Origin of the sequence: Streptococcus sp. Marseille-Q4154 (genome assembly GCF_916700545.1) — a bacterium.
Classification (GTDB): domain Bacteria; phylum Bacillota; class Bacilli; order Lactobacillales; family Streptococcaceae; genus Streptococcus; species Streptococcus infantis_I.
Window position 1 is genome coordinate 434,420 of sequence record NZ_CAKAKN010000002.1, and the last position, 25,262, is coordinate 459,681.

24 protein-coding genes and 12 tRNA genes are annotated in these 25,262 nt (G+C 40.8%); 1 reads left to right on the forward strand and 35 read right to left on the reverse strand.

Annotated features, from left to right (window positions below):
- Nucleotides 1–9: 9 nt before the first annotated feature.
- The 5 genes from rsgA to LG369_RS07380 form a co-directional block, all read right to left on the reverse strand.
- Nucleotides 10–888: a ribosome small subunit-dependent GTPase A gene (rsgA, locus tag LG369_RS07360; RefSeq protein WP_004251602.1), complete on the reverse strand. Its 879-nt coding sequence runs from the start codon at nucleotides 886–888 to the stop codon at nucleotides 10–12.
- A 1-nt stretch (nucleotide 889) separates the two neighbouring features.
- Nucleotides 890–1,762 (reverse strand): 16S rRNA (adenine(1518)-N(6)/adenine(1519)-N(6))-dimethyltransferase RsmA, encoded by an 873-nt coding sequence (gene rsmA / locus LG369_RS07365; RefSeq protein WP_004251598.1) that lies wholly within the window; start codon nucleotides 1,760–1,762, stop codon nucleotides 890–892.
- 30 nt (nucleotides 1,763–1,792) lie between these two features.
- The gene (locus LG369_RS07370) at nucleotides 1,793–3,220 is read right to left on the reverse strand and encodes an SseB family protein (protein WP_004251595.1); all 1,428 of its coding nucleotides are present in this window, start codon (nucleotides 3,218–3,220) and stop codon (nucleotides 1,793–1,795) included.
- A gap of 133 nt (nucleotides 3,221–3,353) precedes the next feature.
- Complete coding sequence (gene rnmV / locus LG369_RS07375; RefSeq protein ID WP_004251592.1) at nucleotides 3,354–3,917, reverse strand: ribonuclease M5; 564 nt, start codon at nucleotides 3,915–3,917, stop codon at nucleotides 3,354–3,356.
- A complete protein-coding gene (locus LG369_RS07380; RefSeq protein WP_004251591.1) occupies nucleotides 3,914–4,690 on the reverse strand; it encodes a TatD family hydrolase in 777 nt (258 codons plus the stop codon). Before LG369_RS07380 ends, rnmV begins: the two co-directional genes overlap by 4 nt.
- Nucleotides 4,691–4,845: 155 nt before the next feature.
- Between LG369_RS07380 and LG369_RS07385 the strand changes: the two genes are divergently transcribed.
- Nucleotides 4,846–6,690 (forward strand): APC family permease, encoded by a 1,845-nt coding sequence (locus LG369_RS07385; RefSeq protein ID WP_004251587.1) that lies wholly within the window; start codon nucleotides 4,846–4,848, stop codon nucleotides 6,688–6,690.
- Nucleotides 6,691–6,871: 181 nt separating this feature from the next.
- On the opposite strand, the gene rpmH is transcribed toward LG369_RS07385, so the two are convergent.
- The 30 genes from rpmH to LG369_RS07535 all read right to left on the reverse strand — a co-directional run bounded on the left by rpmH (nucleotide 6,872) and on the right by LG369_RS07535 (nucleotide 25,210).
- On the reverse strand, nucleotides 6,872–7,006 hold the full coding sequence (rpmH, locus tag LG369_RS07390; RefSeq protein WP_000831905.1) for a 50S ribosomal protein L34: 135 nt from the start codon (nucleotides 7,004–7,006) through the stop codon (nucleotides 6,872–6,874).
- A gap of 144 nt (nucleotides 7,007–7,150) precedes the next feature.
- The gene (locus LG369_RS07395) at nucleotides 7,151–8,365 is read right to left on the reverse strand and encodes a pyridoxal phosphate-dependent aminotransferase (RefSeq protein WP_004251584.1); all 1,215 of its coding nucleotides are present in this window, start codon (nucleotides 8,363–8,365) and stop codon (nucleotides 7,151–7,153) included.
- Nucleotides 8,366–8,836: 471 nt separating this feature from the next.
- The gene (gltX, locus tag LG369_RS07400; protein ID WP_004251581.1) at nucleotides 8,837–10,297 is read right to left on the reverse strand and encodes a glutamate--tRNA ligase; all 1,461 of its coding nucleotides are present in this window, start codon (nucleotides 10,295–10,297) and stop codon (nucleotides 8,837–8,839) included.
- A 130-nt stretch (nucleotides 10,298–10,427) separates the two neighbouring features.
- Nucleotides 10,428–11,777 carry a glucose-6-phosphate isomerase gene (locus LG369_RS07405; protein ID WP_004251578.1) on the reverse strand — a complete coding sequence of 450 codons (1,350 nt, stop codon included), beginning with the start codon at nucleotides 11,775–11,777 and terminating at the stop codon, nucleotides 10,428–10,430.
- A gap of 169 nt (nucleotides 11,778–11,946) precedes the next feature.
- On the reverse strand, nucleotides 11,947–12,636 hold the full coding sequence (locus LG369_RS07410; RefSeq protein ID WP_004251575.1) for a gamma-glutamyl-gamma-aminobutyrate hydrolase family protein: 690 nt from the start codon (nucleotides 12,634–12,636) through the stop codon (nucleotides 11,947–11,949).
- Nucleotides 12,637–12,841: 205 nt separating this feature from the next.
- Nucleotides 12,842–14,608: an ABC transporter ATP-binding protein gene (locus LG369_RS07415; RefSeq protein WP_074324297.1), complete on the reverse strand. Its 1,767-nt coding sequence runs from the start codon at nucleotides 14,606–14,608 to the stop codon at nucleotides 12,842–12,844.
- 1 nt (nucleotide 14,609) lies between these two features.
- A complete protein-coding gene (locus LG369_RS07420; RefSeq protein ID WP_074324296.1) occupies nucleotides 14,610–16,316 on the reverse strand; it encodes an ABC transporter ATP-binding protein in 1,707 nt (568 codons plus the stop codon).
- A gap of 177 nt (nucleotides 16,317–16,493) precedes the next feature.
- Nucleotides 16,494–17,195, reverse strand: a complete 702-nt coding sequence (locus LG369_RS07425) for a histidine phosphatase family protein (RefSeq protein ID WP_074324295.1) — start codon at nucleotides 17,193–17,195, stop codon at nucleotides 16,494–16,496.
- Between the two features lie 58 nt (nucleotides 17,196–17,253).
- Nucleotides 17,254–17,691: a competence type IV pilus minor pilin ComGG gene (comGG, locus tag LG369_RS07430; protein ID WP_225750749.1), complete on the reverse strand. Its 438-nt coding sequence runs from the start codon at nucleotides 17,689–17,691 to the stop codon at nucleotides 17,254–17,256.
- Nucleotides 17,669–18,130: a competence type IV pilus minor pilin ComGF gene (comGF, locus tag LG369_RS07435; RefSeq protein WP_070460858.1), complete on the reverse strand. Its 462-nt coding sequence runs from the start codon at nucleotides 18,128–18,130 to the stop codon at nucleotides 17,669–17,671. Before comGF ends, comGG begins: the two co-directional genes overlap by 23 nt.
- A complete protein-coding gene (gene comGE / locus LG369_RS07440) occupies nucleotides 18,093–18,395 on the reverse strand; it encodes a competence type IV pilus minor pilin ComGE (RefSeq protein WP_024053803.1) in 303 nt (100 codons plus the stop codon). Before comGE ends, comGF begins: the two co-directional genes overlap by 38 nt.
- Entirely contained in the window at nucleotides 18,358–18,792 is a 435-nt protein-coding gene (gene comGD, locus LG369_RS07445) for a competence type IV pilus minor pilin ComGD (protein WP_070460860.1), read from the reverse strand. Before comGD ends, comGE begins: the two co-directional genes overlap by 38 nt.
- Complete coding sequence (gene comGC, locus LG369_RS07450; RefSeq protein WP_049494534.1) at nucleotides 18,755–19,078, reverse strand: competence type IV pilus major pilin ComGC; 324 nt, start codon at nucleotides 19,076–19,078, stop codon at nucleotides 18,755–18,757. Before comGC ends, comGD begins: the two co-directional genes overlap by 38 nt.
- Nucleotides 19,079–20,122: a competence type IV pilus assembly protein ComGB gene (gene comGB / locus LG369_RS07455; RefSeq protein ID WP_083279643.1), complete on the reverse strand. Its 1,044-nt coding sequence runs from the start codon at nucleotides 20,120–20,122 to the stop codon at nucleotides 19,079–19,081.
- Nucleotides 20,043–20,984 (reverse strand): competence type IV pilus ATPase ComGA, encoded by a 942-nt coding sequence (gene comGA, locus LG369_RS07460; RefSeq protein ID WP_225750750.1) that lies wholly within the window; start codon nucleotides 20,982–20,984, stop codon nucleotides 20,043–20,045. Before comGA ends, comGB begins: the two co-directional genes overlap by 80 nt.
- Before the next feature lie 52 nt (nucleotides 20,985–21,036).
- A complete protein-coding gene (locus LG369_RS07465; RefSeq protein ID WP_036752150.1) occupies nucleotides 21,037–21,414 on the reverse strand; it encodes a DUF1033 family protein in 378 nt (125 codons plus the stop codon).
- 136 nt (nucleotides 21,415–21,550) lie between these two features.
- Entirely contained in the window at nucleotides 21,551–22,609 is a 1,059-nt protein-coding gene (locus LG369_RS07470; RefSeq protein WP_004251543.1) for a zinc-dependent alcohol dehydrogenase family protein, read from the reverse strand.
- A 140-nt stretch (nucleotides 22,610–22,749) separates the two neighbouring features.
- Entirely contained in the window at nucleotides 22,750–23,901 is a 1,152-nt protein-coding gene (gene nagA, locus LG369_RS07475) for an N-acetylglucosamine-6-phosphate deacetylase (protein ID WP_070676994.1), read from the reverse strand.
- Nucleotides 23,902–24,170: 269 nt separating this feature from the next.
- Nucleotides 24,171–24,254: transfer RNA gene (locus tag LG369_RS07480), tRNA-Leu, on the reverse strand.
- 9 nt (nucleotides 24,255–24,263) lie between these two features.
- Nucleotides 24,264–24,335 (reverse strand) — tRNA-Gln (locus tag LG369_RS07485).
- Between the two features lie 13 nt (nucleotides 24,336–24,348).
- Nucleotides 24,349–24,421 (reverse strand) — tRNA-His (locus LG369_RS07490).
- A gap of 12 nt (nucleotides 24,422–24,433) precedes the next feature.
- Nucleotides 24,434–24,504: transfer RNA gene (locus LG369_RS07495), tRNA-Trp, on the reverse strand.
- Nucleotides 24,505–24,510: 6 nt separating this feature from the next.
- Nucleotides 24,511–24,591 (reverse strand) — tRNA-Tyr (locus LG369_RS07500).
- Nucleotides 24,592–24,606: 15 nt separating this feature from the next.
- Nucleotides 24,607–24,679 (reverse strand) — tRNA-Phe (locus tag LG369_RS07505).
- A 5-nt stretch (nucleotides 24,680–24,684) separates the two neighbouring features.
- Nucleotides 24,685–24,758, reverse strand: a tRNA-Met gene (locus tag LG369_RS07510).
- Nucleotides 24,759–24,772: 14 nt separating this feature from the next.
- A tRNA-Ser gene (locus tag LG369_RS07515) sits at nucleotides 24,773–24,862 on the reverse strand.
- Between the two features lie 7 nt (nucleotides 24,863–24,869).
- Nucleotides 24,870–24,941 (reverse strand) — tRNA-Glu (locus LG369_RS07520).
- A gap of 13 nt (nucleotides 24,942–24,954) precedes the next feature.
- Nucleotides 24,955–25,028: transfer RNA gene (locus LG369_RS07525), tRNA-Ile, on the reverse strand.
- A gap of 33 nt (nucleotides 25,029–25,061) precedes the next feature.
- A tRNA-Gly gene (locus LG369_RS07530) sits at nucleotides 25,062–25,132 on the reverse strand.
- Between the two features lie 5 nt (nucleotides 25,133–25,137).
- Nucleotides 25,138–25,210, reverse strand: a tRNA-Val gene (locus tag LG369_RS07535).
- Nucleotides 25,211–25,262 lie beyond the last annotated feature (52 nt).

The following is a 25,262-nucleotide window of genomic DNA, read 5'->3' on the forward strand; positions in this document are numbered from 1 at the left end:
GGTTTCTCCTTATTTTGGAATTTTTTTGCTGACTTTTTTATAGGTTTCTCTGCGATTTTCAATCTCACTGAGGAATTGTAGATAGTTGTCGAAACGGAAGTTTGCAATGATGCCCTCTTCTACTGCTGGTTTCACTGCACAAGATGGTTCATGAGTATGCGTACAAGTACGGAACTTACAGTCGCGACTGACACTAGCAATCTCTGGAAAGGCCTGGTTCAGCTCTTCAGCACTTGATACTTCATAATCTAGCGACGAAAAACCTGGTGTATCTGCGATTTTGCCTCCATTTAGGTTGTAAAAACTAACAGCTCGAGTGGTATGACGACCACGGCCTAGACTATCAGAGATTTCTCCCGTCTCTAGATTGAGGTCAGGAGCAATTTTATTAAGCAGGGTTGACTTCCCAACACCTGTCTGCCCCATAAAGACTGTCACTTTGTCTGTCAACAAGGGTAAAAGTTCTTCTTTACTCGTCACAAAATCGTAACCAATAGCACGATAGGTTTTCTCGTAGAAATCCAGTTCTCTCCTATCCTCTAGTAAGTCCATTTTGGAAATATAGACGATAGGATGAATGTCCTTGTGCTCTAAAAGAACCAAAAAACGATCCAACAAGTTGCTATTAAAGTCAGGTTCTTTAACGGACATAATGACAACGGCTTGGTCAATATTGACAATGGGTGGACGAACCAGACTATTTTTTCGTTCATGAATCTTGAGAATATAACCTTCAGAATTTTCCTCCGCAGAAAAATCTACCCAATCTCCAACATAGGGTGTGTGGCCTTTTTTACGAAAATTCCCACGCGCGCGTGTTTGATAAACCTGACCATCACTTTCCACATAGTAGAAACCCGCTAAGGCTTTAATGATTTGTCCCTGCATCTTAGAGCCCTTGTCCTTTAAGCGCATCTGCTAGACTAGCAAATTCTGCCAAGCTGAGAGCTTCACCACGTACAGATGGTGACAAGCCTGCTTGGTCCAAAGCCTTGGTCAATTTATCCTTGACTTCTTCAGACTTCCCAAAGTAACCTGTCAAGTTGTTCCACAAGGTCTTACGACGATGAGTAAAACTAGCCTTGGAAACTTTAAAGAAGAAGTTCTCATCTTTTACTGCTACAGCAGGTTCTGGACGGCGTACCATTTTTAAGATAGCTGAATCTACGTTGGGCGCTGGCACAAATACTGTACGAGGCACGATAAAGGCAACCTTGGCCGTCATGTAATACTGAACTGCAATTGACAAGCTACCGTATGCCTTGGTATTTGGCTTAGCAGAGATACGATCTGCCACTTCTTTTTGCATCATGACCACAAACTCACTAAAAGGAATACCACTTTCAATCAAGTGCATGAGAATAGGCGTCGTGATATAGTAAGGCAAGTTGGCTACTACCTTAATAGGCAGGTCAGGATTTTTAAAATTTTGGATATGTTGCGCTAGGTCAACTTTTAGAATGTCCTCGTTGACTACGGTCACATTATCAAAATCACGCAGAGTATCCGCTAGAATTGGCACCAAACGGTGGTCAATCTCAAAGGCCATGACTTGAGCTGCACGCTCAGCTAAAAATTCCGTCAAAGCACCAATCCCTGGACCGATTTCGATGACATTGACCTGGTCATCAATTTCAGCCGTATCCACAATTTTTTGAAGGATATTGGTATCGGTCAAGAAATTTTGTCCGAAGGATTTTTTAAAGGTAAAACCGTGACGCTCCAGCACTGCCTTGGTCACGCTATAATCTGCAATTCTCATTTATTCTCTTTTCTAATATTAAAGAACTTTCTAATCTTGAGCTCTTCCTTCTTGTTCCTCACTAAGCTTTTGCATGTCTCTAAAAGCTGTTAGGCTAACATAGGCACCCGCTTCATAGTATTCCGTTGGGTTAATGGCATAGTCAAAAACTTCAATCATGCCTCCTGCTTCTTCTATCATGCCATTCCACTTTTCATCAAAGACCATTCTCAGACGTTTCCAATCAGTAAATACTGGAACAGAATTTCTGCCATTTTTTCCTTCTTTGACTGGAATGTTAAAACTGGAATCTTTTTCCAAGACAAAGGAGTTCCCTTCCTGACTCTCTCCCTTAAATTCCGAAGCTGCATCTAAAGGCAATAGGAATTTTGCTTTAGGCATAGCTTCTGAGAAGAACTTATAATAGAGTTTATAAAGTAATTCTTGCTCTTCCGTAATCGGATAATCTAGTTGCCCCATCAACAGCATCCATCTTACCAGGTCAGGATTCATGACAGGCACTTGTATTTCTGGTAAATCAGAAAAATCTGGTTTTTGAACCAAGGCAGAGGCACTGATGCTGACTTCCTTGGAATTAAAGATTGCTCCCAAGGCACCATTTAGGTAAAAGGCTGTCCCTAGGAAATTTTCAATCCCTTTTTTATCTTCCGTATTTTCAATCAGTTTTACGACTGAATTTGGTCGACTATCAATGGTTTCCTTGAATTGGCGATACCAAGATGGGGTCAAAAGCATGATCATGGGATCAGTACACAGATAACCTTCCTCACCTCTGTCATAAGTAGTTGAAAAGAGATAAGGTTCGCCTGTTTTTTCAGAATAAACTGCATAAATAGAATCTGCTACTAACAACTTGTCTTTGACGATTTCCGCGAGACGTTCCAACTTGCGAGTGTTGGCTTGATAGCTTTCTTCACTTTCAGTTTCCTGATTTTGACGGCATTTCCATAAAAAGAGACGTAAAATCTCTACACTGTCATCAAGGCTAGCTGCCAAATAGTCTTCATTTGTTAACTGACCCTCTTGGATGGCTACAAAAGCACGATAAAGAGCATCTGAATAAGCAGACAAGCGAGTCTCTTCATCCACACCTGGGCTATAAAGTACACTTCCTTTTTTCAATTTATCCAAAGAAGGATTCCTATCAACCACTAGATGGGCAAGAACTTCATCAGTTAGACTATCTGCATCTTTGTTTTGACTGCTGAGTTTTTTAACCTCTACAGTACCAAGACTTTCCATTCCTTGGTCGGGATTGCAAAACTGCAACTGATCTCCAACCTTGATACTACCTTCTAGACTCCCAACAATCAATAATTGGTTCGTTTCCTTCATCGGGAACAGATCTAGAACACCCACGCAAGCATTGCCTTTCGCCTCTTCTACTTCCTTATTGGATTCATTTGTTTCAGTAGGTTTTGTTGCTTCTGTCTTTTTTAAAAAATCAAAGATTCCCATAACTTTTCCTCATCATCTCCACTTAACTCAATTCCTATGGAGTCACTTTTCTAATGCTTGCTACCAAGCCTGATTAAACCGTATATGATTACTTCTATTGTATCACATTCCCTCCACATTTTGGGGGAGTTTCTCAATTATCATAATATTTCATGGCCTCTTCAATTTCTGCCAAACTGATACCAAATAACTCTAAACGTTTAAGAAGTTGTTTCCCATTGGAATAACCGATGCGAAGATTCTCTCCTAAATATTCTCTGCGTTTTCGGCTATCTGCTCCAGCTAGAAAACCAAGGCGAATCAAGTCACTACGGCTAATATCAAAGTCGCTTTCTACTTCAAACTGCTCAGTTACTTGTTCCAGCGCTGTTCTCAAGTCTTCGTAGCTAGCATGCTCAATTCCTAGAGAACGTCCCTTGGTCTTAGATTTTGGCACTGCCTCATCACGTTTGAGAAAGGCGTGCTGAACTGTCGGAATGGCCGTCATAATCATCCGACGAATGCGTTCCCCGTTAAAATCAGGATCCGTAAAGACAATCACCCCATAACGTTGGTGTAGACGTTGGATTCGTTCAAGGTCCTGTTCATTGATAGCCGAGCCACGAGTCTCATAGGTCTCCACATCAAAATAACGTTTGAGATTGGCCGTATCATCGCGTCCTTCTACCACGATGACTTGGGAAATTTTCTCTTTCATGATTCACGTTCCAATCCAAAGATGCCTTCTGCATTAGCACTTGTCACTTCTGCCAATTCTTCTGTCGTCATACCACGCAAGTCTGCAATAAAGTCTACTACATAGCGCGTGTAAGCTGTCTTGTTTTCACGACCACGCTTGGGTACTGGGGCTAAATAAGGGGCATCTGTCTCTACCAAAATCTTATCCAAAGGTAAACCTTTAGCTGCCTCCTGTATGTCAGTCGCTTTTTTAAAGGTTACTACTCCAGAAAAGGAAATGGTCATGCCAAGCTCCACAAACTTCTCCGCCCAATCCAAAGAACCTGAAAAGGAGTGCATAATCCCACCACGTGGACCGACTCCCTCACTCTTAATAATTTCATAGGTATCTTCGAGCGCATCACGGGTGTGAACCACAAAAGGTAAATCTAATTCCTTAGATAGCTGAATCTGACGACGAAAAACCTTTTCTTGAACTTCCTTAGATGCCGTCATCCAGTGGTAGTCCAAACCAATCTCGCCCAAGGCAACAACTTTTGGATGTTTTAGTTTTTCTAGCAAGTAATTCTCAACATCCGTTGTATAGGTTCCTGCTTCCGTTGGATGCCAGCCAATCGTCGCATAGAGTTGGCCATACTTATCCACTAGTTCAAGAGCACGCTCAATAGTCGGTTTGTCAAAACCAACAATATTCATCCGAGTTACGCCCATTTCAGCCGCTAAGGCAAGTTCTTCTTCTTCGCGTCCCAAAAATTCTTCCACATTCAAGTGGGTATGAGTATCAAAAATCATTTATATTTCCTCGTTTTTTCTACCTTCTATTATACCAAAAAAACTAGCCTCATCCTTATAGGAAAAAATATTTTGAAATCATTCATTTTTTCTTGACGACTTTTTTTCATAGCAGTATAATAACTCTTGTTGAAATTTTCAGAAAAGGAAAGAAAATGTTTACAAAACTAAAATATACCTTTATCGGTCGTCCCCTTAAATCCTTAACTGAAGGCGAGGGAGGACTACTTGGAAAAACGCAGGCACTCGCAATGCTATCAAGTGATGCCCTATCTTCTATCGCTTATGGACCTGAACAGGTCGTTCTCGTATTGGCTAGTCTTTCTCCGCTTGCTATCTGGTGGAGTCTCCCTATTGGCATTTTTGTCCTCTTACTATTAGCTAGCCTGACCATTTCTTATAGACAAATCATCCATGCCTACCCTCAAGGTGGAGGTGCCTATATGGTTACTCGAGAAAACCTCTCTCCTGAGTTAGGTTTGATTGCTGGGGGAAGTCTGCTTGTCGACTATATGCTAACAGTAGCCGTATCAGTGGCTGCAGGTGCGGATGCAATCACTGCTGCACTTCCCGCACTCCATCCTTACAACCTCCACATCTCCATTTTTCTGGTCTGTTTGCTCATGCTTTTGAATCTGCGAGGCTTGAGGGAATCTGCTAGTTCTCTGATGATTCCGGTCTACCTCTTTATCTTTAGTACAGTCTTCCTCTTATTGTTTGGTATCTTCCAACTATTGACAGGTTCTCTAAGCTATCATGCAACTTCTGCAATTGGTCAAACTGTCCCAAGTCTCTCAATTGTCCTGATTTTAAGAGCCTTTACCAGCGGTTCAGCTTCATTAACTGGGGTTGAAGCCATCTCAAATGCTGTTCCATTTTTCAAGACCCCTAAAGAAAAGAACGCAGCTCAGACACTGACCATCATGTCTCTGATTCTTGGATTTCTCTTTGCAGGAATTACTTTCCTAAACTACTGGATGGGGATTACACCTCAACACGGAGAAACAATCCTCTCACAAATGGCTAAAGGAATTTTAGGGGATTCAGCTCTCGGTCAGGTTGTTTATTATCTCTTCCAATTTTCAACAGCTCTCATCCTTGCCGTAGCTGCAAATACTGGTTTTTCTGCCTTTCCGATGTTGGCTTACAATATGGCTAAAAACAAGTACATGCCCCATCTCTTTATGGAGAAGGGAGATCGCCTAGGTTACTCAAACGGTATCTTAACACTAGCCTTTGGCGCTATGATTCTTCTGCTCATTTTTAACGGAAATACGGAACGCTTGATTCCTCTCTATACTATCGGAGTTTTCGTTCCTTTTGCACTTTCTCAAACAGGGATGATTCGCCATTGGAAAAAAGAAAAAGGCTCTCATTTCTTAAAATCTGCCTTTGCAAATATCCTCGGTGCCATCATTTGTTACGCTATCGTTCTTATTCTACTCCTCTTCAGACTTGGAGATATCTGGCCATTCTTCCCAATTATCCTGGTCCTAACCTTCCTATTTCTGTCCATCCACAGTCATTACCAAAAAGTGGCCAAGCAACTTCGACTTTATGAAGGGATTCAAAAACAAAGCTACGATGGCAATGTCGTCCTTGTCTTAGTAGGAAATGTTACTCGAGTCAGTGTTGGAGCGATTAATTACGCTCAAAGCATAGGAGATGAAGTTTTGGCTATGCACATTTCCACCAAGGAAACTGAGGAAAAAGACCAAGAAATCCTCCAAGAATTTGCCGACTACTTCCCAAATATTACTCTTAAAAACATTAATACCAGCTATCGCGATATTATCACACCTACAGTTCGATATGTTCGAAAGATTTCTCAAGAAGCCAAGAAAAAGAACTACACGGTTACAGTTCTTGTACCCCAATTTATCCCTAACAAACCTTGGCAAAATATCCTCCACAATCAAATGAGCCTTAAATTAAAATATGCTCTCAGATGGCACGAAGATGTCGTCGTTGCTAGCTACTCTTATCATTTGAAAGAATAAAGAAAAGCTCAAAATCAGAGAAATTATCTTCTGATCTTGAGCTTTTTCTATATGTGATTTTTTCAAGACGTCTTCTAAAATGTTTATTCTCAATCAATAACTTTAGAAAACAATCTTTTTAAATAAAAGAAAAATCAGTAGGCTCGAGTTCCTACTGACTTCTTTGTTTCATTTGTTTGGATTATGCAGCCAAAACTTTGCGTCCTTTACGACGACGAGCTGCCAATACGCGACGACCGTTTTTAGTTGACATACGGTTACGGAATCCGTGTTTGCGCGCACGACGAAGTTTACTTGGTTGATAAGTACGTTTCACGATGAATACCTCCTCATAGATTTTGTATTCGTTTAGCCGGCTATAAAGTGATCAGTTACTAAACATACTTTACTATTCTATCTGATTCTTACGTATTTGTCAATAGCTCTGACAAATGTTTCCAGCTTTTTTGCTATGAAAGCCTTATCTACGATACTGCTTCAAGAAGCGAGTCATCTTTTCCTGTATTTGGGCCAACTCATCGACACGTGGTAGATAAACGATACGGAAGTGATCTGGTTCTTTCCAGTTAAAGCCACGTCCATGTACCAAAAGCACTTTTTCTTGTTTCAAGAAATTAAGGACAAATTGTTCATCGTCATCGATACGGTACATATTGCGGTCGATTTTAGGGAAGATATAAAGACCTGCTTTTGGCTTAACAGCTGATAAACCAGGGATATCTTGAATGGCATTATAAATAAAGTTTCTTTGCTCATAGATACGACCACCAGGAAGAAGCAACTCATCCACTGACTGGTGACCACCTAGTGACGTTTGAACCACCTGTTGAGCAAGGACGTTCGAACAGAGACGCATGTTTGAGAGCATGTTGAGACCTTCAATGTAGCCCTTTACATGATGTTTAGGTCCAGACAAGACCATCCAACCAACACGGAAACCAGCGATACGGTGAGATTTAGACAAACCATTCATGCTGACACAGAAAAGGTCTGGAGCCAAACTAGCGACTGGTGTGTGGACATTGCCATCCATCACCATACGGTCGTAAATTTCATCCGCAAAGATAATCAAGTCATTTTGACGAGCAATCTCGATGATATCTAGTAAGAGTTCTTTAGGATAGAGAGCCCCCGTTGGGTTATTCGGATTGATCAAAACAATGGCCTTGGTATTTGAACTAATCTTAGACTTGATATCATCTAGGTCTGGATACCATTCCGCTTCTTCATCACAGACGTAGTGAACGGCATTTCCCCCAGCCAAGCTGACAGCAGCAGTCCAAAGAGGATAGTCAGGCATAGGAACCAAGACCTCATCGCCATTATCCAAAAGCCCTTGCATAGACATAACGATTAGCTCACTAACCCCATTTCCAAGGTAGATATCATCAATATCCACATTGGGGAATTTCTTCAGTTGACAATACTGCATGATGGCCTTGCGAGCTGAGAAAATCCCTTTGGAGTCAGAATATCCCTCACTATCACGCGCATTCATAATCAAGTCGTGGATAACCTCATCTGGAGCCGTAAAGCCAAACTCAGCTGGGTTTCCTGTATTTAGACGCAAAATCTTTTCACCATTTGCGCGCATGCGCATCGCTTCTTCCAAAACTGGACCACGGATATCATAAGCCACATGCTCTAATTTTATTGATTTGTTAAATTCTTTCATTTGAGTTCCTCTATTCATCAGGATAGTTAATATTATACCACTCCAAAAAGAAATCGTAAATCTCCCAGTACTATTCCACAAAAAAACCTTGCTTAACGCAAGGTAACAGGACAAATCCGATTTCTTTCTATTTTTGGAGAAGAAAGAGTAGATATACTTCTCTAAAAAGCTGGACAAATTGGACCAAAATCTTTGTAGAGAAACTCTGGTGATCGAAAACAAAGTCATTGTAAGGGATGGTAATTGCATGAACAAAAGAATTTCTACTTCTATCCAGCAAAACGCAAAGAAAAAATAAGTAGACTAACCAACATTAGGAATAATGTTAGACTATGCCGAGTCTAGCTGTAAAAATACCATCTCACTAACTTATTTCCTTGCCCTGTCAATTCATATTATACACTAAAATCTTTGCATTTTCAAACAAGTATACATATAAAAAGAACTCAATATTTGAGCTCTTTTTGTATGCTATTTTGCAATTTCTGCCAACATTTTCTCAATGTGTTGGATTGATTTTTCACGTCCAAGCAAGTAGATGGTATCTGGCAATTCAGGACCATGCATTTCACCTGAAACGGCGATACGGATTGGCATGAAGAGATTTTTCCCTTTGATACCAGTTTCCTTTTGGACTGCTTTGATTTGTGGGAAGATATTTTCTACCACAAACTCATCGTCTGACATGGCTTCGAGTTTGGCTTTAAAGGCTTCAAGTACAGTCGGAACGGTTTCACCAGCCATGACTTCTTTCTCTGCTTCTGTCAATTCTGGGAAATCTGAGAAGAAAAGGTCTGTCAATGGAACAATTTCGTCCACTGACTTCATTTGTGGTTTGTAGAGTTCCACCAATTTCTCAGCCTTGTCTGTCAAACGTCCTGCTTCTTCAAGGAATGGTTTTGCCATTTCAAAGATAGTCTCAAGATCCGCATTCTTAATGTACTCATTGCTCATCCAGTCCATTTTCTTCTGATCGAAGGCTGCTGGAGACTTGCTGAGACGGTTTTCATCAAAGAGGTTAATGAGTTCTTGACGAGAGAAGATTTCATCTTCCCCACCAGGATTCCAGCCAAGAAGAGCGATGAAGTTAAAGACTGCTTCTGGAAGGTACCCTTTCTTACGGTAATCTTCGATAAACTGAAGGGTGTTCGTATCACGTTTAGATAACTTCTTACCAGTTTCAGAGTTGATAATCAAGGTCATGTGACCAAATTCAGGTGCATCCCAACCAAGCGCTTCATAGACCATGAGTTGTTTTGGTGTATTGGCAATGTGGTCATCTCCACGGATGACGTGAGAAATTTGCATATCATGGTCATCAATGACAACGGCAAAGTTGTATGTTGGGTAACCATCTTTCTTTTGGATAACCCAGTCCCCACCGATATTGCCACCTTCAAATTCGATATCGCCTTTAACCATATCATGCCACTTGTAAATACCAGACTCATTCACTGCCAAACGAACCGTCGGGATAATCCCCGCTGCTTCACGTTCTGCAACGTAAACTGCTTTTTCTTCTTGGCTCATACCAAGGTATTCGTTAATGTAGCGAGGTGTTTCACCTGCTGCTTCTTGACGTTCACGTTCTGCTGCTAGTTCTTCTTCTGTAACGTAAGATTTGTAGGCTTTTCCTTCAGCTAAGAGTTGGTCGATATATTTTTGATAGAGTTCCAAACGCTCAGACTGGCGGTAGTTTTCATGAGTCTCTGGACTTTCATCCCAGTCCATGCCTAACCAACGAAGGTTTTCAAGCTGTGAACGTTCTCCGTCTTCGACATGACGTTTGCGGTCAGTATCTTCGATACGGATGATAAAAGTTCCACCATGGTGGCGTGCATACAAATAGTTAAACAATGCTGTACGGGCATTACCGATGTGTAATAGTCCTGTTGGACTTGGTGCGTAACGCACACGAATATCTTTTGACATATCTTCTCCTATAAAGTCTCTAGGCGTCTGCCTTTTTGCTCTCTATATTATATCACAAGTCTCGCCAGAGTCCAATTTCTCTTTTCGAGAAAAAGCAAAAAGAGTGGTAAAACCACTCTTTTTTATTCTATTATAGACGAGCGTTAAGTTCTTTGCTCAATTCTTCAAATCCTGGTTTACCAAGAAGGGCAAACATGTTACGTTTGTAAGCTTCAACACCTGGTTGGTCAAATGGGTTGATGGCATTCAAGTAACCTGAAAGGGCGATGGCCAATTCGAAGAAGTAGATCGTGTAACCAAGAGTGAAGGCATCTTGCTCAGGAAGAGTCACGTACATGTTTGGTACGTCACCGTCAGTGTGGGCAAGAAGAACACCGTCAGTTGCTTTTTTGTTTACAAAGTCAACGTCTTTCCCTTGAAGGTAGCCAAGTCCGTCAAGGTCTTCTTCCAAAGTAGGGATGATCACGTTCTTACGAGGTTTGTCAACACGGACAACTGTTTCAAACATGATACGAGTTCCTTCTTGGATAAATTGACCCAATGAGTGCAAGTCTGTTGAGAAGTTAGCTGAAGTTGGGTAAATCCCTTTTTGGTCTTTCCCTTCTGACTCACCAGCCAATTGTTTCCACCATTCTGAGAAGTATTGAAGGGATGGCTCGTAGTTTACCAAGATTTCAGTTGCATAACCTTTACGGTAAAGGATGTTACGAACAGCTGCATATTGGTAAGCTTCGTTTTCAGAGATTTTATCTGAAGTATAGTCTTTACGAGCTGCGTTAGCACCTTCCATAAGGGCTTTGATGTCTGCACCTGACGCAGCGATTGGAAGCAATCCAACTGCTGTCAATACTGAGAAGCGTCCACCGATATCATCTGGAACAACAAATGTTTCCCAACCGTTAGCATCTGCTTCAACCTTAACAGCACCTTTTTGGCGGTCAGTTGTTGCGTAGATACGTTTGTTAGCTTCTTCTTGTCCGTATTTCTTAACCAAAAGTTCTTTGAAGACACGGAAAGCAATCGCTGGTTCAGTTGTTGTACCTGATTTAGAAATCACGTTTACTGAGAAATCTTTATCTGAAACGTACTCTACCAAGTCAGCAAGGTAAGTAGATGAGATTGAGTTCCCAGCGTAAAGGATTTGTGGTGCTTTACGTTCTTCTTTTGTTTGCAAGTTTGCAAAGTGGTGGTTCAAGAAGTCAATGGCAGCTTTCGCTCCAAGGTAAGATCCACCGATACCGATAACCACCAAAACATCGCTGTCTGCTTTGATTTGCTCAGCAGCTTTCAAGATGCGGTCAAATTCTTCGCGGTCATAGTTTTCAGGAAGGTCCAACCAACCCAAGAAGTCGCTACCAGCACCAGTTCCTTTACGGATCAATTCGTCTGCTGCTGTAACTTGTGCTTGCATGTATTCCACTTCATGTGGTGCAACAAATTTGTCTAATACTTTTGAATAATCAAATTTAATATGTGACATAGTATTCCTCCAAAATTTCTTCTTTTCTATCATAACGCTTACTAACAATTTTTTCAAGTTTTTATACTAAAAATTTCCAATTTTTATCACAATTCAAACGTTTGCGTAAAAACACGATTCTATAAAGATTCGTAAATAATGAATAAAAAAACGACTAAGATTCTAGTCGTTATAATTCATTCAATAAATACTCAAATAATTCTAAGTTGCCATCTTCTTCATTGACCAAGAATTCTGGATGCCACTGCAAGCCGATAATGCGGTGTTCGTCGATAGATTCGATTGCTTCAACAGTTTGATCACGTGGATCCACAGCCGTCACACGGAAATTGGGTGCCAGATCTTTAATGCTCTGACGATGCACTGAATTAACCTGACTTTCTTTACCAAACAATTTAGATACTACACTGCCATCCACTGTCTCAATAGAATGTGAAGTCCCAAAAGGTAGACCTTGCCAATGACCTTCAATATCCTGATTGAGTGTCCCACCAAAGGCAACGTTGACAAGCTGAACGCCACGGCAAATGGCTAAGATTGGCTTGTTCTGACGCAAGGCTTCTTGTAGAAGAGCTAGCTCAAACTCGTCGCGAGTTAGGTTATAGTCGTCGCTATCAATTGTTTTTTCCTCACCATAAAACTGAGGATGAACATTTTGTCCCCCAGTCAAGATGAGTTTATCAATCATTTCTACATAGTCATGGACCACCGACTCATCACCAACTGGAATGACCAAAGGAAGTCCGCCAACCTGACGAATACTCTCAGCAAATTTACAAGAGACTGATGAATGAATATTTTTTCCTTCTGCGTCCACAGGACATAGATTTGCTGCAACTCCAACAACTGTTCTTGCCATCACTGATTTCCTTTCCTTCTCCATTGATAATCTTATCTTATCATCCTTGCCCACTCCTGTCTAATATGTATTTTTTAAGTCCGTGATAAAAATTTTTTATCAGAAAAAGTTGCCCAAAATTAGGACAACTTTTTTGCTTATACTCAATGAAAATCAAAGAGCAAACTAGGACGCTGACGTGGTTTGAAGAGATTTTCGAAGAGTATTATTCAAAGACAAATTGATTGTGATAAAGTTCGGAGTAAAAACCTCCAAGCTTGAGCAATTCGTGATGATTTCCTTGTTCGATAACCTCACCATCCTTAAGAACAATAATCTGATCTGCATTGAGAATAGTTTTCAAGCGATGGGCAATCACAAAACTAGTTCTTCCTGCTACAATTGCCTCCATGGCATTTTGAATCTTGCTCTCTGTTACAGTATCCACGTTTGATGTTGCCTCATCCAAAATTAAGACCTGAGGATCTGTCATCAAGGTACGAGCAATAGAAATCAACTGCTTCTGACCGGTTGAGAATACGCTCTGATCATCATTAATCAGAGTATCGTACTTATCTGGTAGACTTTCGATATATTCATGGATATGCGTAGCCTTAGCTGCCGCTTCTACCATTTCTTGACTAGCATCAGGGGCACCAAAGCGAATATTGTCTCGGATGGTTCCGCTAAATAAAACTGAATCCTGTAAGACAATTCCCACCTTGCTTCGCAAGCTATCCAAATCAAACTCGCGAATATCTGTTCCATCAAAGCTGATACTACCTGCATCCACATCATAAAAACGATTGATTAAGTTCATGATGGTTGTTTTCCCTGAACCTGTCGGACCAACTACCGCAATCATTTTCCCTTTTAGAGCTGAAATGCTGACATCTTTTAGAATCGGTTTCCCTGGCAGGTAGGAGAAGTCTACCTTGCGAATCTCTACACCCTCTCGCAATTCTGTGAAAACTGGAGCATCTTGAGGACGAATCTCTTCTTCTGCATCAAACATTTCTTGGATACGTTCTGCACCTGTAAAGGCCAGTTGCAAACTTCCCCAGCTCGCTGCCAATTGGATAATGGGTTGGTAATATTGCTGAGAAAACTGGGTAAACATGACAATCAAACCCAGAGCTGTCGCTGTCTCGATATTCTGATCATTCAGTAAGACAGCTGAACCGACAAAAATAACAATAGCTGTATTGACCAAGCTCATTCCGTTCATGACAGGAAAGAGAATTCCTGAAAACATTCTGCCCTTAAAAGTTGCTTTACGGACACGCTCGTTTTGCTCAACAAAACCTGCGATCACATCATCTTGAATACCCTGAACGATAACGGCTTTTTGACCTGAAATACTCTCATCCATGTAGGCGTTTAGCTTCCCAACCTCTTTTTGCTGAAGATTGGTATATTTTCTTGCCAATTTTAAAATGACAATCAACATGATGACAGCTATCGGAGTGCTAGCAACCGTAATCAAAGCCAAGGTCACATTTTTTGCGAACATGACAATCAACAAACCAATATAAAGGGCAATATTGGTCATAACAGACACCAGACTTTCGTTGAAAGCCTGTAGGATGTTATCCAAATCACTGGTAAAACGTGACAGGATATCACCATCTTGATGGCGGTCAAAGAAGGAAACAGTCAAGCGAGAAAGCTTGCCAAAAAGTCCCTTACGCATCTCATTTGTCGATTCGGCAATAATACGGCTCATCAAAACCATATAGATAAGACTCGACACCACGAGCACAATTAAAATATAGGCAAGATTGACCAGGAGTCCTAATAGACTTTGCCAAACCATATCAGGATTTCCATTTTGATAAGCTATAACCAAATTAGCCAGTTCTGTGACTGTTTGACCTGCAAATACTGGAAAGAGGGCTTGTGCTACCGTTGCAATGATAATCATAGCAATGACAACGACAAAGGATATCTTATAAACTTTAAAATAGTTCCAAAAGAATTCAAATGTCTTCATCCTACTCCTCCTTTCCTTTTTGCGTTTCGTAAATTTCTCGATAAACTGCGTTTGTTGCAACCAAGTCAGCGTGTTTGCCTTGACCAATCAAACGCCCTTGGTCAAGCACTAAGATTTTATCGGCATGTACAACAGAGCTAATCTTTTGCGCGATGATAATCGTAGTTGTCCCCTTCAAATCCTTGTTGAGGGCTTCTTGAACCAAACGTTCCGATTTGGCATCAAGGGCAGAGGTTGAATCATCAAAAATCAAGATACGAGGATTGCTGACAATCCCACGCGCAATAGACATTCTTTGTTTTTGTCCACCAGAAAAGTTAGTCCCACGTTCCTCAACCGGACTCTCAAAGGCCAAGTCCATACGACTAATAAATTCACTGGCCTGGGCGATGCGAGCTGCGCGTTCCATTTCTGAAACTGTCGCATCTCCCTTACCTTGTCTGAGATTATCTGCGATAGTTCCACTAAAGAGAATGGCTTTTTGTAGGACGATAGAAACTGTCTTACGAAGCGTCCCTTCACTAACTGTCCGAATATCCTTTCCACCAATCTTGATCGAACCTTGCTGAGGATCAAATAATCGTGGAATCAACTGAGCCAAGGTTGATTTCCCTGCACCAGTTGCTCCGACAACCCCAACCATTTCACCAGCTGCGATATCGAAGGATACATCTTTTAGGATAGGTTCTTCATCATTTGGATAGGTAAAGGTAACATTTTCAAAACTGAGACTTCCTTCCAATTCTTCATCTTCCACATCATTGAAAGTCATAGCTGGTTCTGTATCAAGGATTTCACGAATACGACGAAGGGAAATCATAGCACGAGTGACTGAATTCCCCAAAAATCCAACCATGACGATGGTAAAGATAATCTGACTCAGGTAGTTTACAAAGGAAGCAATGGAACCAACTACTGATGGATCTGACTCTGCCATACCTGCTACAAGCCAGATTGAGAGAAAAACAGCCCCGTAAGAAATCAACATCATTGCAGGTTGCATAACAGAAAAGGCATAACCGATATAAAGGTTTTCTCCCAACAATTCATCTGACACCTGCGTAAATTTATCAAACTGATCTTTTTCTCGGACAAAAGACTTAACCACGCGCACACCACGCAAATTTTCTTTAGCAATGGCATTGATACGCTCTAGTAAGGTCTGGAATTTTGCAAAGCGCGGTCCCACAACTCCCATCATAAAACCCATTATGGCAACAATCAGAACGACCATGAGAACTAGCACCCACCACAGAGAAGGTAGGGTGACAACTGCTAGAATAAAGGAACCGATAAATAAAATCGGTAGTCGAAAGAGGATTTGGAAGGTCATCATAACGACGTTTTGAATCTGGTTGATATCGTTGGTCATACGCACAACGAGGTTCCCTGCATTAAACTTCTCAATATTGGCGTATGAAAAAGTTTGAATCTTACGAAAGGCATCTTCACGTAAGTCAGACGAAACTCCTTGAGCAATGTAAGCTGCTAACACTACATTGATCCCACCTGCAACCAAACCAATCAAGGCAACAAGAATTAACCAAAAACCGATAGTATAAATAGCTTCATTATCACCCGTTAACAGTGCCTCTAAAACCTCCTGCAAATAACGTGGTTGCAAGAGTGAACTCGTTACCATTAGACCTGTCATGACCAAGGAAGTCAGGGCCTGCCATTTATAGGCTTTTATTTTCTGAAACAGCATATTTCCCCCTTATAAGATAGACAAAAGGGGACGACAGTTCTGTCAGTCCCTTCGTTGATACTATTCTAACAAAAAAGAATGCTATTGTCAAAGCACTCAGCTCTCAGAAGCTTGTGCAAGCACGACATTAGCATTCTATCAATCCTTTAAAAATTCTTCTAAATTTAGTGCTGAATTTTATTGTTCTGAACTATCTTGCTCGTCTAGCTTAACTCGTCCAATTTCACGGTAGCTACAGTCCCCAACAATTTTTACTGAAAACTGACCATCTTCGTACTCAAGAATCGTCACACTTCCGTTATCAAGACCATGTGGATGCATGCCGTTAATGAGGTAAACAATAGTTCCAATTGTCATTCCATGACTGACAACGAGAGCATTTCCTCCCCCATTAGCTTCCATTTCCTTGGCAATGGCTTCAAAACCTTCCCAGATACGACCACTTAGTTTTTCCCAGCCTTCAGCCCAACCTGCTGTGTCTACTTCTACCAGACCCTCAGCTAGCTCCGCATAGGACAAACGATGCACATGATCGACATTAAAGATACGAGGAATAATCCCCATAAATAAGTCCCCATCATAAGCACCATCAAAACTACCAAAGCACCATTCACGGATTCGCTTATCCATCCGATAAGGAATTTGCCCTGTTAAACCTAGTTCCTCAAGGATAATTCCCATAGTCTGGATGGTACGTCCTGAGTCACTTGAATAAGCACGCTCAAACTTTAAGCCTGATTCACGCAAACCAATTCCCAGTTCGTGAATGCCTCGCTCACCTTCAGCTGTTAAAGGAGTATCACTCCAGCCTTGAGCACGCCCAATCGTATTAAACATTGTTTTCCCATGACGCACTAGATACAATTTTACACTTGCCATTTTTGGTCCTCCATATGTATCTATTATAGCATGATTTCAGGTAAAAACCTCGTCCAAACTACTCTGTGCCCTTCTTTGAAGGTGCTAATTTTGAAGATCTAGCAGTCTCTTTTTTGCCCCCTTCTTCTTTTTTCTCCTCATTTCCTTCTTTGGGCTTGTTTTCTGTTTTCTCAGACTTTTGACCGGTCTTTTTTAAAGGAGAAAAGTGAAATTCAAACTTATTTTTTCCTGTGTCAATAGTCGTTGTGAAGAAATTCTCGTCATTTCGATAAGTTGACTTCCCTACATTAAATGACTGCTCTCCATTTTCAGAAGAAGCTTTTTCATAGGTTCTCTTAGCCATAGCAAATGCAAGAAGTTTTTCTTTATTTAAGGCATAATCCTGATGATGTGCTAGTTGCCGATTTAGATAAAACTGCAACAAAAGACTAAAAATTCCAGCAATAGTGACAGCGTATAGGAGAACTCCTGCTCTAACTTTTTTCTTTTTCAACACGATAGATAAATTCCCTCTCTAGTCCCTTTTCAAACTGAAAGTGAAAGTGCAACTCCTGCCCTTTTTCTTGAATTCGAGCTGATTTTAGACCGTAGACCATGGGTTGATAACCACGTCCACTGGCATCTGTTTTCCGGAAATCATTTGACTTTGATTTACCCATGGAAATGGGGTTACCTTCCTGTCTGAGGTAAAGCCTATCATTCTCCACTTTTTCAAATTGGGCTCGATTCAGCTCTGCTTCTAGCTGATCCACAAATAAAAGCCATTCTTTTTGCTCACTTCTCTGCTGATAGCGAACCTCTGAAACCAAGAGTTGGCTCATAGCTTGAAAAAGAAGTAAGCTACCACTAATAACGATAAGGGCAACCAAGGATTCTAAAAGTGTAAAAGCTCTGACCCTACTTGTCTTGAATCGCCAGTAATTTCTCCGTTCCATGGTATACCTCCAAACCTCGCTCATTCGAGACAACATGAACCGTAAGGCCATTGACAGTTAACTGCTTTTGTCCAGTCTGCAAAGCCATACGAGCCACTCGCAAAACTTCTTCCTGTTTTAGAAGTTCTACTTCTCTTTTTCTACTTTCTTGAATCTGTCCCAGCAAGAGGGTGGCTATACTGGCAAAAATGGCTAGTGAAATCACTGCCTCTAGTAGAATAACAGCCTTAATTTTTTGCTTCTTGAATACGTTTAATCTTTCCATTTCCTAGATATAGTTGGTAGCGAACCACTTCTTTCCTTGTTTGAAATCTCACGCTAGCTAGAGACGAATTCCCTCCAGCCTTATCAAAGGTAATTGACTGATTAGACTGCAATTGAATGCCTTTAGGAATAGCCAATTTCTGATAGCCATTCCCAATACTTCTCTCTTCTAGCATTAAGTTCATCTTCTGCTGGCTAGCCAGACTTCGCTTCTGGGTTTCTCGATAAAGTTCCTCAAACTCCATAAAGAAAATTTGCTCTTCCACAGCTGCAAAAGTTGATTGAACTGAACTCGACAAGCCCAAGGCTAACAGGCTGACTATTCCTAAGACCAATAAACTTTCTAGCATAGTAAAAGCCCTAATCCGAAACTGTTTGACTTGTCTTTTGTTTTGCATGATATTCCTTATAGGCTTTTGCTTGCTCAGCAGTAATGCGTCCATCTGCCTGTAATTTGCTTAGACTAGCATCTTCATTTTTATCCAGACTATACAGTTCTGCTTGGCTTTCTACCACCTTGACGACAGCTGCTTTCCCCTTATCATTGACTGCATCCTTTTGCTTAGTAAGATTTGGCACAAACAATAAGAGTAGGACGCTAATGATAAGAAGGACCACTAACATTTCTACCAGTGTAAAAGCTTTTGCCTTCGTTTCTTTTAATTTCATCATCATTTTTTTCATCTAAAAATTTACCTCCATATTTTGATACATCGGCAGCAACATAGCTGCATACAATAAAACGATTAGCAGGGCTACAAAAATAAAGACCAGTGGTTGAACAAGGTTCATGGTCCGATTAACTCGAGTAAAGAAGGATTCCCAGGTTTTTTCCGCATAGATTTCCAATTCGCTTCCCAATTTGGATTTAACCTCTCCATATTCAATGATTAATCCCAACTCCTTTCTAAAGAAGGGATAGGTCTGAACAACCTTAGAAAATTCCTGCCCATTTTGCAAAGATTGCTCTAAATCGTATCCAATTTCCTTAAAAAGAGGATTCCCTTGCTCCTGCATCATCTGGAAAATCTGTGCCAACTCTAAACCTTGTCCAATCATATTTCCCCATTCCCGAGCATAATAGGCAGTTAGATAATACTGAACAAACACACCTAGAAATGGAAATTTAGCCAGAAAAGAGAAGACTGATATCTTCCTAGATTTCCTGTAGAAAATCAGCCCTGTTAAAGATGCAAAACTTAGTACCACAGTAAGTCCGAGAAAAATCTGTGGTAGATTGCTAATCACTAAGGTAGCTATGTTACTACTATCCAGTTGGGGCAAGAGATAATTTCGCAACCCCAACATTATGAGCAGTAAGAAAGCTAGCAAAATAAGTGGGTAGGTCGCAACTTCAATTAACCTCTTCTTGACCTTAGCAAGATTATCCAAATATTCTTCAATTTTCCCCAAACTCAAATGGAGATTTCCATGAACTTCAGCCAATGAAAGTTGAGTGACAATCGCACTCGAAAAACCTAAATTCCCCATCATTTCCGAGAAAGATTTTCCTTTCGATAGTCCTAGGTGCATCTGCGAAACATATTCCTTCTCCAACAAAAGACTTCTATCAAGAAAGGAAATGATTTCTACCAAGTGAAAACCACTCGAAAACAAATTGTTAAAGAGAGTGATAATTTTCTTCTGCTTACTGGTAGCTAATTTTCTCCGTTTCAGCTTGAAGGGCAGTGATATGTCCGTCTTTAAGAAGCTGATCAATTTGCTCATTCCACTTTTCTGCCTGGTGTTCTGAATAATTTTGGTTTGCAAAATCAATAATTCCTCCTCCCCCGATTAGTCTCTGGTAGCAAATACCTTGTAAAACAACTGCGAGTTCATCTTCACTGACACCCAGTTCTAAAAGACGCTCATAGACCCCACGAATACTCTTTGCATGTATGGTCGAAAACACTGTAGCTCCCGTTAAGCTCGCTCTTACAACAGCACGGGCTGTTTCGCTATCCCGGATTTCTCCAATGATTAAAAGATCTGGGCGGTGGCGCAAAGAAAGTTTTATCAAGTTTTCATAACTCAGTCCAATAGCTTCATTGAGTTGTAATTGCAGCATCTCTTTTTGCTTAATCTCGACTGGGTCCTCAATGGACATGACTTGTTGTCCCTTAAAAAATGACTTAGCTAATTCATGCATTAAGGTAGTTTTACCACTTCCTACAGGTCCTGCAAATAGATAAAGGCCGCGTTGCCTAAAGCCCTTTTCTAGTTCCTTAAGGTCTTGAAACCAGAAACGCAACTCTTGTTCTTCATCATGCAAAAGGCGAATAACTAAACTCTCATGACCACGATAATCTCCTACCGTCGATAAGCGTAGTGAAGAAACCTTGCCATCATGCTGATAATCACAGGACCCAAGCTGACTACGACGCTTTTCTCCAACATTCATCCCCGCAATAAACTTAAAATGACTAATCACTGCGCCCAACTTTTCAAAGTCATAGCTATTAATCAAACGCCTTTCATCTCCTATTCGCATATGCAACTCATAAACCTTATCCTTGGGAATAAAATAGATATCCTGAGCTCCATCCTTTTTTGCGAAACTAATCAATTCTTGTGCAAGTGCTTGTACCATATTCCCTCCTCAGTTAATTATTCGAAGAAAATACAAAAAAAGAACAACTTTATTAAAAAGTTGTTCCATCTTTTTTAATGCGACACGTCCGGTGGATTTCTAAACCAGTTTGTTTTTCATAACCCGGTCTGAATTTTTCATCTGGTATAACTTGACCATCTTCCAGTAAAGCCAAGGAATGATATTGCTGCAGAAATTCATCACATTCCTCACACCAACGCTTATCCTCTGGATTCCAAAATATGGTCATTAAGTCTCCTCGACTTTTATATAGTGGAATTTTCTTTTCCAGTTCAAACCAGCAAGATTTATAATACTTCAAGGCATCATAGTAATTTTCAAATTTCTTACTACTAATGACGTCTTCTTCCCATCCTTCTATGAACCACCAAGGTTCAAAATCCCCGTACATTTCTATCACTCGATACATAGTTTCATTTCCTTTGTATCGTATATTATAGCGAAATTTTAAGAACAATGAAAGAAATTTGCTTGCTTTCACGAATTATCTAATATTTTCAAAAAATCCAGCTATTCTAGAAAGAATAACTGGATTCAAAATTCGACTAACCTTCTGAAATATCGTTTTCAATGATAACCTTAATCGCATGATGATCTGCAGCCTTACCAAATACTTCATAGGCCTTTTCAATTTCACTTAGTTTGAAGTAATGAGTTACCAATTTTTCTGGTTCAATTTTATGGCTTTCTAAAGCTTTCAAAAGCTGAGGAGTTGTGTTGGTAGAAACCAAACCGGTAGTTACGTTAATGTTACGAATCCATAGAGTATCCAAATCAAACTGAACTGGCTTACCATGCACACCACAGTTGGCTACTGTTCCATCTACACCGATAATCTTTTGGCAAAGATCAAACGTTTCAGGAATACCAACAGCTTCTATAGCAACATCGACACCTCTACCATCTGTTAAATCATAAATTTCTTGAATTGCTTTTTCAGGGTCTGAAGAATTAATCTTATGAGTAGCACCGAAAGAAACTGCAGTATCCAAACGGTTATCGTCTAGGTCTACCATGATCAATTTAGCAGGTGAATAGAATTGAGCAGTCAATAGAGCTGCTAAGCCAACTGGACCTGAACCAACGATAGCCACACTACAACCAGGCTCTACTTTCCCTTTTAAGACACCAATTTCATAACCAGTTGGTAGGATATCAGATAACATAACCAAGGCTTCATCAGACAAATCAGCTGGAGTGTGATAGAGAGTATTATCAGCATGAGGAACACGAAGATATTCTGCTTGCATACCGTCGATCAAATGTCCAAAAATCCAACCGCCTTCATCTTCACAGTGTGCATAGATTCCTTTTTTACAGTAGTAGCATTTACCACAGGCACAAACACAAGAAATCAAAACCTTATCGCCTTTTTTGAAGTTTGAAACGCCTGCTCCAACTTCCTCTACAATCCCGATTCCTTCATGGCCAAGGATAGTTCCACTCTTACATGCAGGGACATCTCCTTTGATAATATGAAGATCTGTTCCACAAATCGTAGTTTTTACAATACGCACAATAGCGTCAGTTGGCTTGCGAATAACTGGTTTGTCAACATCAACAAATGAAGCAAGTCCTGGTTTAACATAAGTATAGGCTTTCATAAAGCTTACCTCCGTTTTTTTATTTGTATTGTTTATATCATAATTGTAAGCCTTTACATAGAGAAAATCAAGTAATATGTGAAGAAACTAACAAACTAAATTAAAAAAAGTAGAAACTAAACTAGTTTCTACTTTAGAGATTATGCTTGATAACGTTTTTCACCATCAAGGTAAGTTGCTACCAATTCCAAATCCTTATCAAGAACGATAAAGTCAGCATCGTAGCCTTCACGGATTTGTCCACAAACGTCATCAATATGAACTGATTTTGCTGGGTTGAGACTGGCCATCATAACTGCTTCATGTGGATTTGCAATACCCCATTCAACAACATTTTTCAAACCGTCTTTAAGTTTGAGAATAGAACCTGCCAAGTTCCCAGTAGATTTGAGACGTGCAGTACCATTTGCAACCACAACTGGGAATTCTCCTAGCATGTAGTCACCATCTTGCAAACCACCCGCTGTCATACAGTCAGTGATAAGAGCAATATTTTCAGTACCTTTTTGTTTAAGTAGAATGTCACAGGCCTTAGGATCAACGTGATGCCCATCGCATATCAATTCAGCATAAGTATGTGGCAATTCATACATAGCACCAACCATACCAAGCTCACGGTGAGTTAAGCCACGCATACCATTATAAGCATGAACCCAAACACTTGCACCAGCGTCAACAGCCTTCTTAGCCTGATCAAAAGTTGCATTTGAGTGACCTAAAGCAACAGTAACACCCTCACCAGTAACCGTACGTACAAAGTCCTCAACACCTTCCCGTTCAGGTGCAAGGGCAATTTTATTTAGAAGACCATTAGCAGCCTTCTGCCAAGCACGAAATTCATCCATGCGAGGATCTTTCATGTAAGCAGGATTTTGAGCTCCTTTAAATTCCTCAGTAAAGTATGGACCTTCAAAGTAAATTCCACGAATTTTAGCACCAGAAGCCTCTTGATAACGTGCACCAATATTTTCAGTAACAGCTAATAATTGTTCGTATGATGATGTTAGAGTAGTTGGTAGGAAACTAGTAACACCTGTGCTAAGAAGACCTTCACTCATTGTATGAAGAGTACCTTCGATGTTATTATCCATAACATCAACCCCACCAAATCCGTGGATATGTGTATCAACAAGACCAGGAGCAATACTATAACCAGTATAGTCAATAATTTCTGCGTCCTCAGATACTTGATCCACATGCTTACCAAATTTACCATCAACTAGTTCTAGAAAACCGCCACGGCGAACACCATGAGGATAGAAAAATTGATCCGCTTTAATATATTTAGGCATAATGATAACCTCCGTAATTCATTTTTCTAATATTTATTATGTCAATTACATTATAAACCTTTCTGTGTAATTTGTAAATGGTATAGACCTATTATAGTTAAATTTATAAAGAAATAATATAAGATTTAGTAAACATATAATAAAATAATATTGAACATTGAGGTTTACAATAGAATTTAGAAAAATATAAGTAATTTTAAGTAACTGCGAGAGAAAAAATGGAAGAAAAAATAAAAAGACAAGGTCTGAAAACCTTGTCTTTATTACTATACCGGCGGCCGGGGTCGAACCGGCACGTCCTTGCGGACACTGGATTTTGAGTCCAGCGCGTCTGCCAATTCCGCCACGCCGGCAAATAGTAACTGGGGTAGCTGGATTCGAACCAACGCATGAGGGAGTCAAAGTCCCTTGCCTTACCGCTTGGCTATACCCCAATAATATAAAATAGGCGAGTGAGGGGAATCGAACCCCCGAATGTCAGAGCCACAATCTGATGTGTTAACCACTTCACCACACCCGCCATAACGTTTAACACGGGCAGTAGGAATTGAACCCACACTGAAGGTTTTGGAGACCTTAGTTCTACCTTTAAACTATGCCCGTATAAGATGGAAGGGGAGGGATTCGAACCCCCGAACCCGAAGGAGCGGATTTACAGTCCGCCGCGTTTAGCCTCTTCGCTACCCTTCCGTATAATATAAGAAATGGCGCGAGACGGAATCGAACCGCCGACACATGGAGCTTCAATCCATTGCTCTACCAACTGAGCTACCGAGCCAAATATTGCGGGAGCAGGATTTGAACCTACGACCTTCGGGTTATGAGCCCGACGAGCTACCGAGCTGCTCCATCCCGCGTTAATAATAAATAAAGGAGGATGTGGGATTCGAACCCACGCACGCTTTTACACGCCTGACGGTTTTCAAGACCGTTCCCTTCAGCCGGACTTGGGTAATCCTCCAACAAAATAGTCCGTACGGGATTCGAACCCGTGTTACCGCCGTGAAAAGGCGGTGTCTTAACCCCTTGACCAACGGACCATATTTATAAAAATGGGCACGAGTGGACTCGAACCACCGACCTCACGCTTATCAGGCGTGCGCTCTAACCACCTGAGCTACGCGCCCAAGTTAAAAACTTGGTAATTGAACAAAGTTCAAAGCGGGTGACGAGAATCGAACTCGCGACAACAGCTTGGAAGGCTGTAGTTTTACCACTAAACTACACCCGCTTATATGGGAGTTAACGGGATCGAACCGCTGACCCTCTGCTTGTAAGGCAGATGCTCTCCCAGCTGAGCTAAACTCCCTCGAGCTAAGCGACTTCCATATCTCACAGGGGGCAACCCCCAACTACTTCCG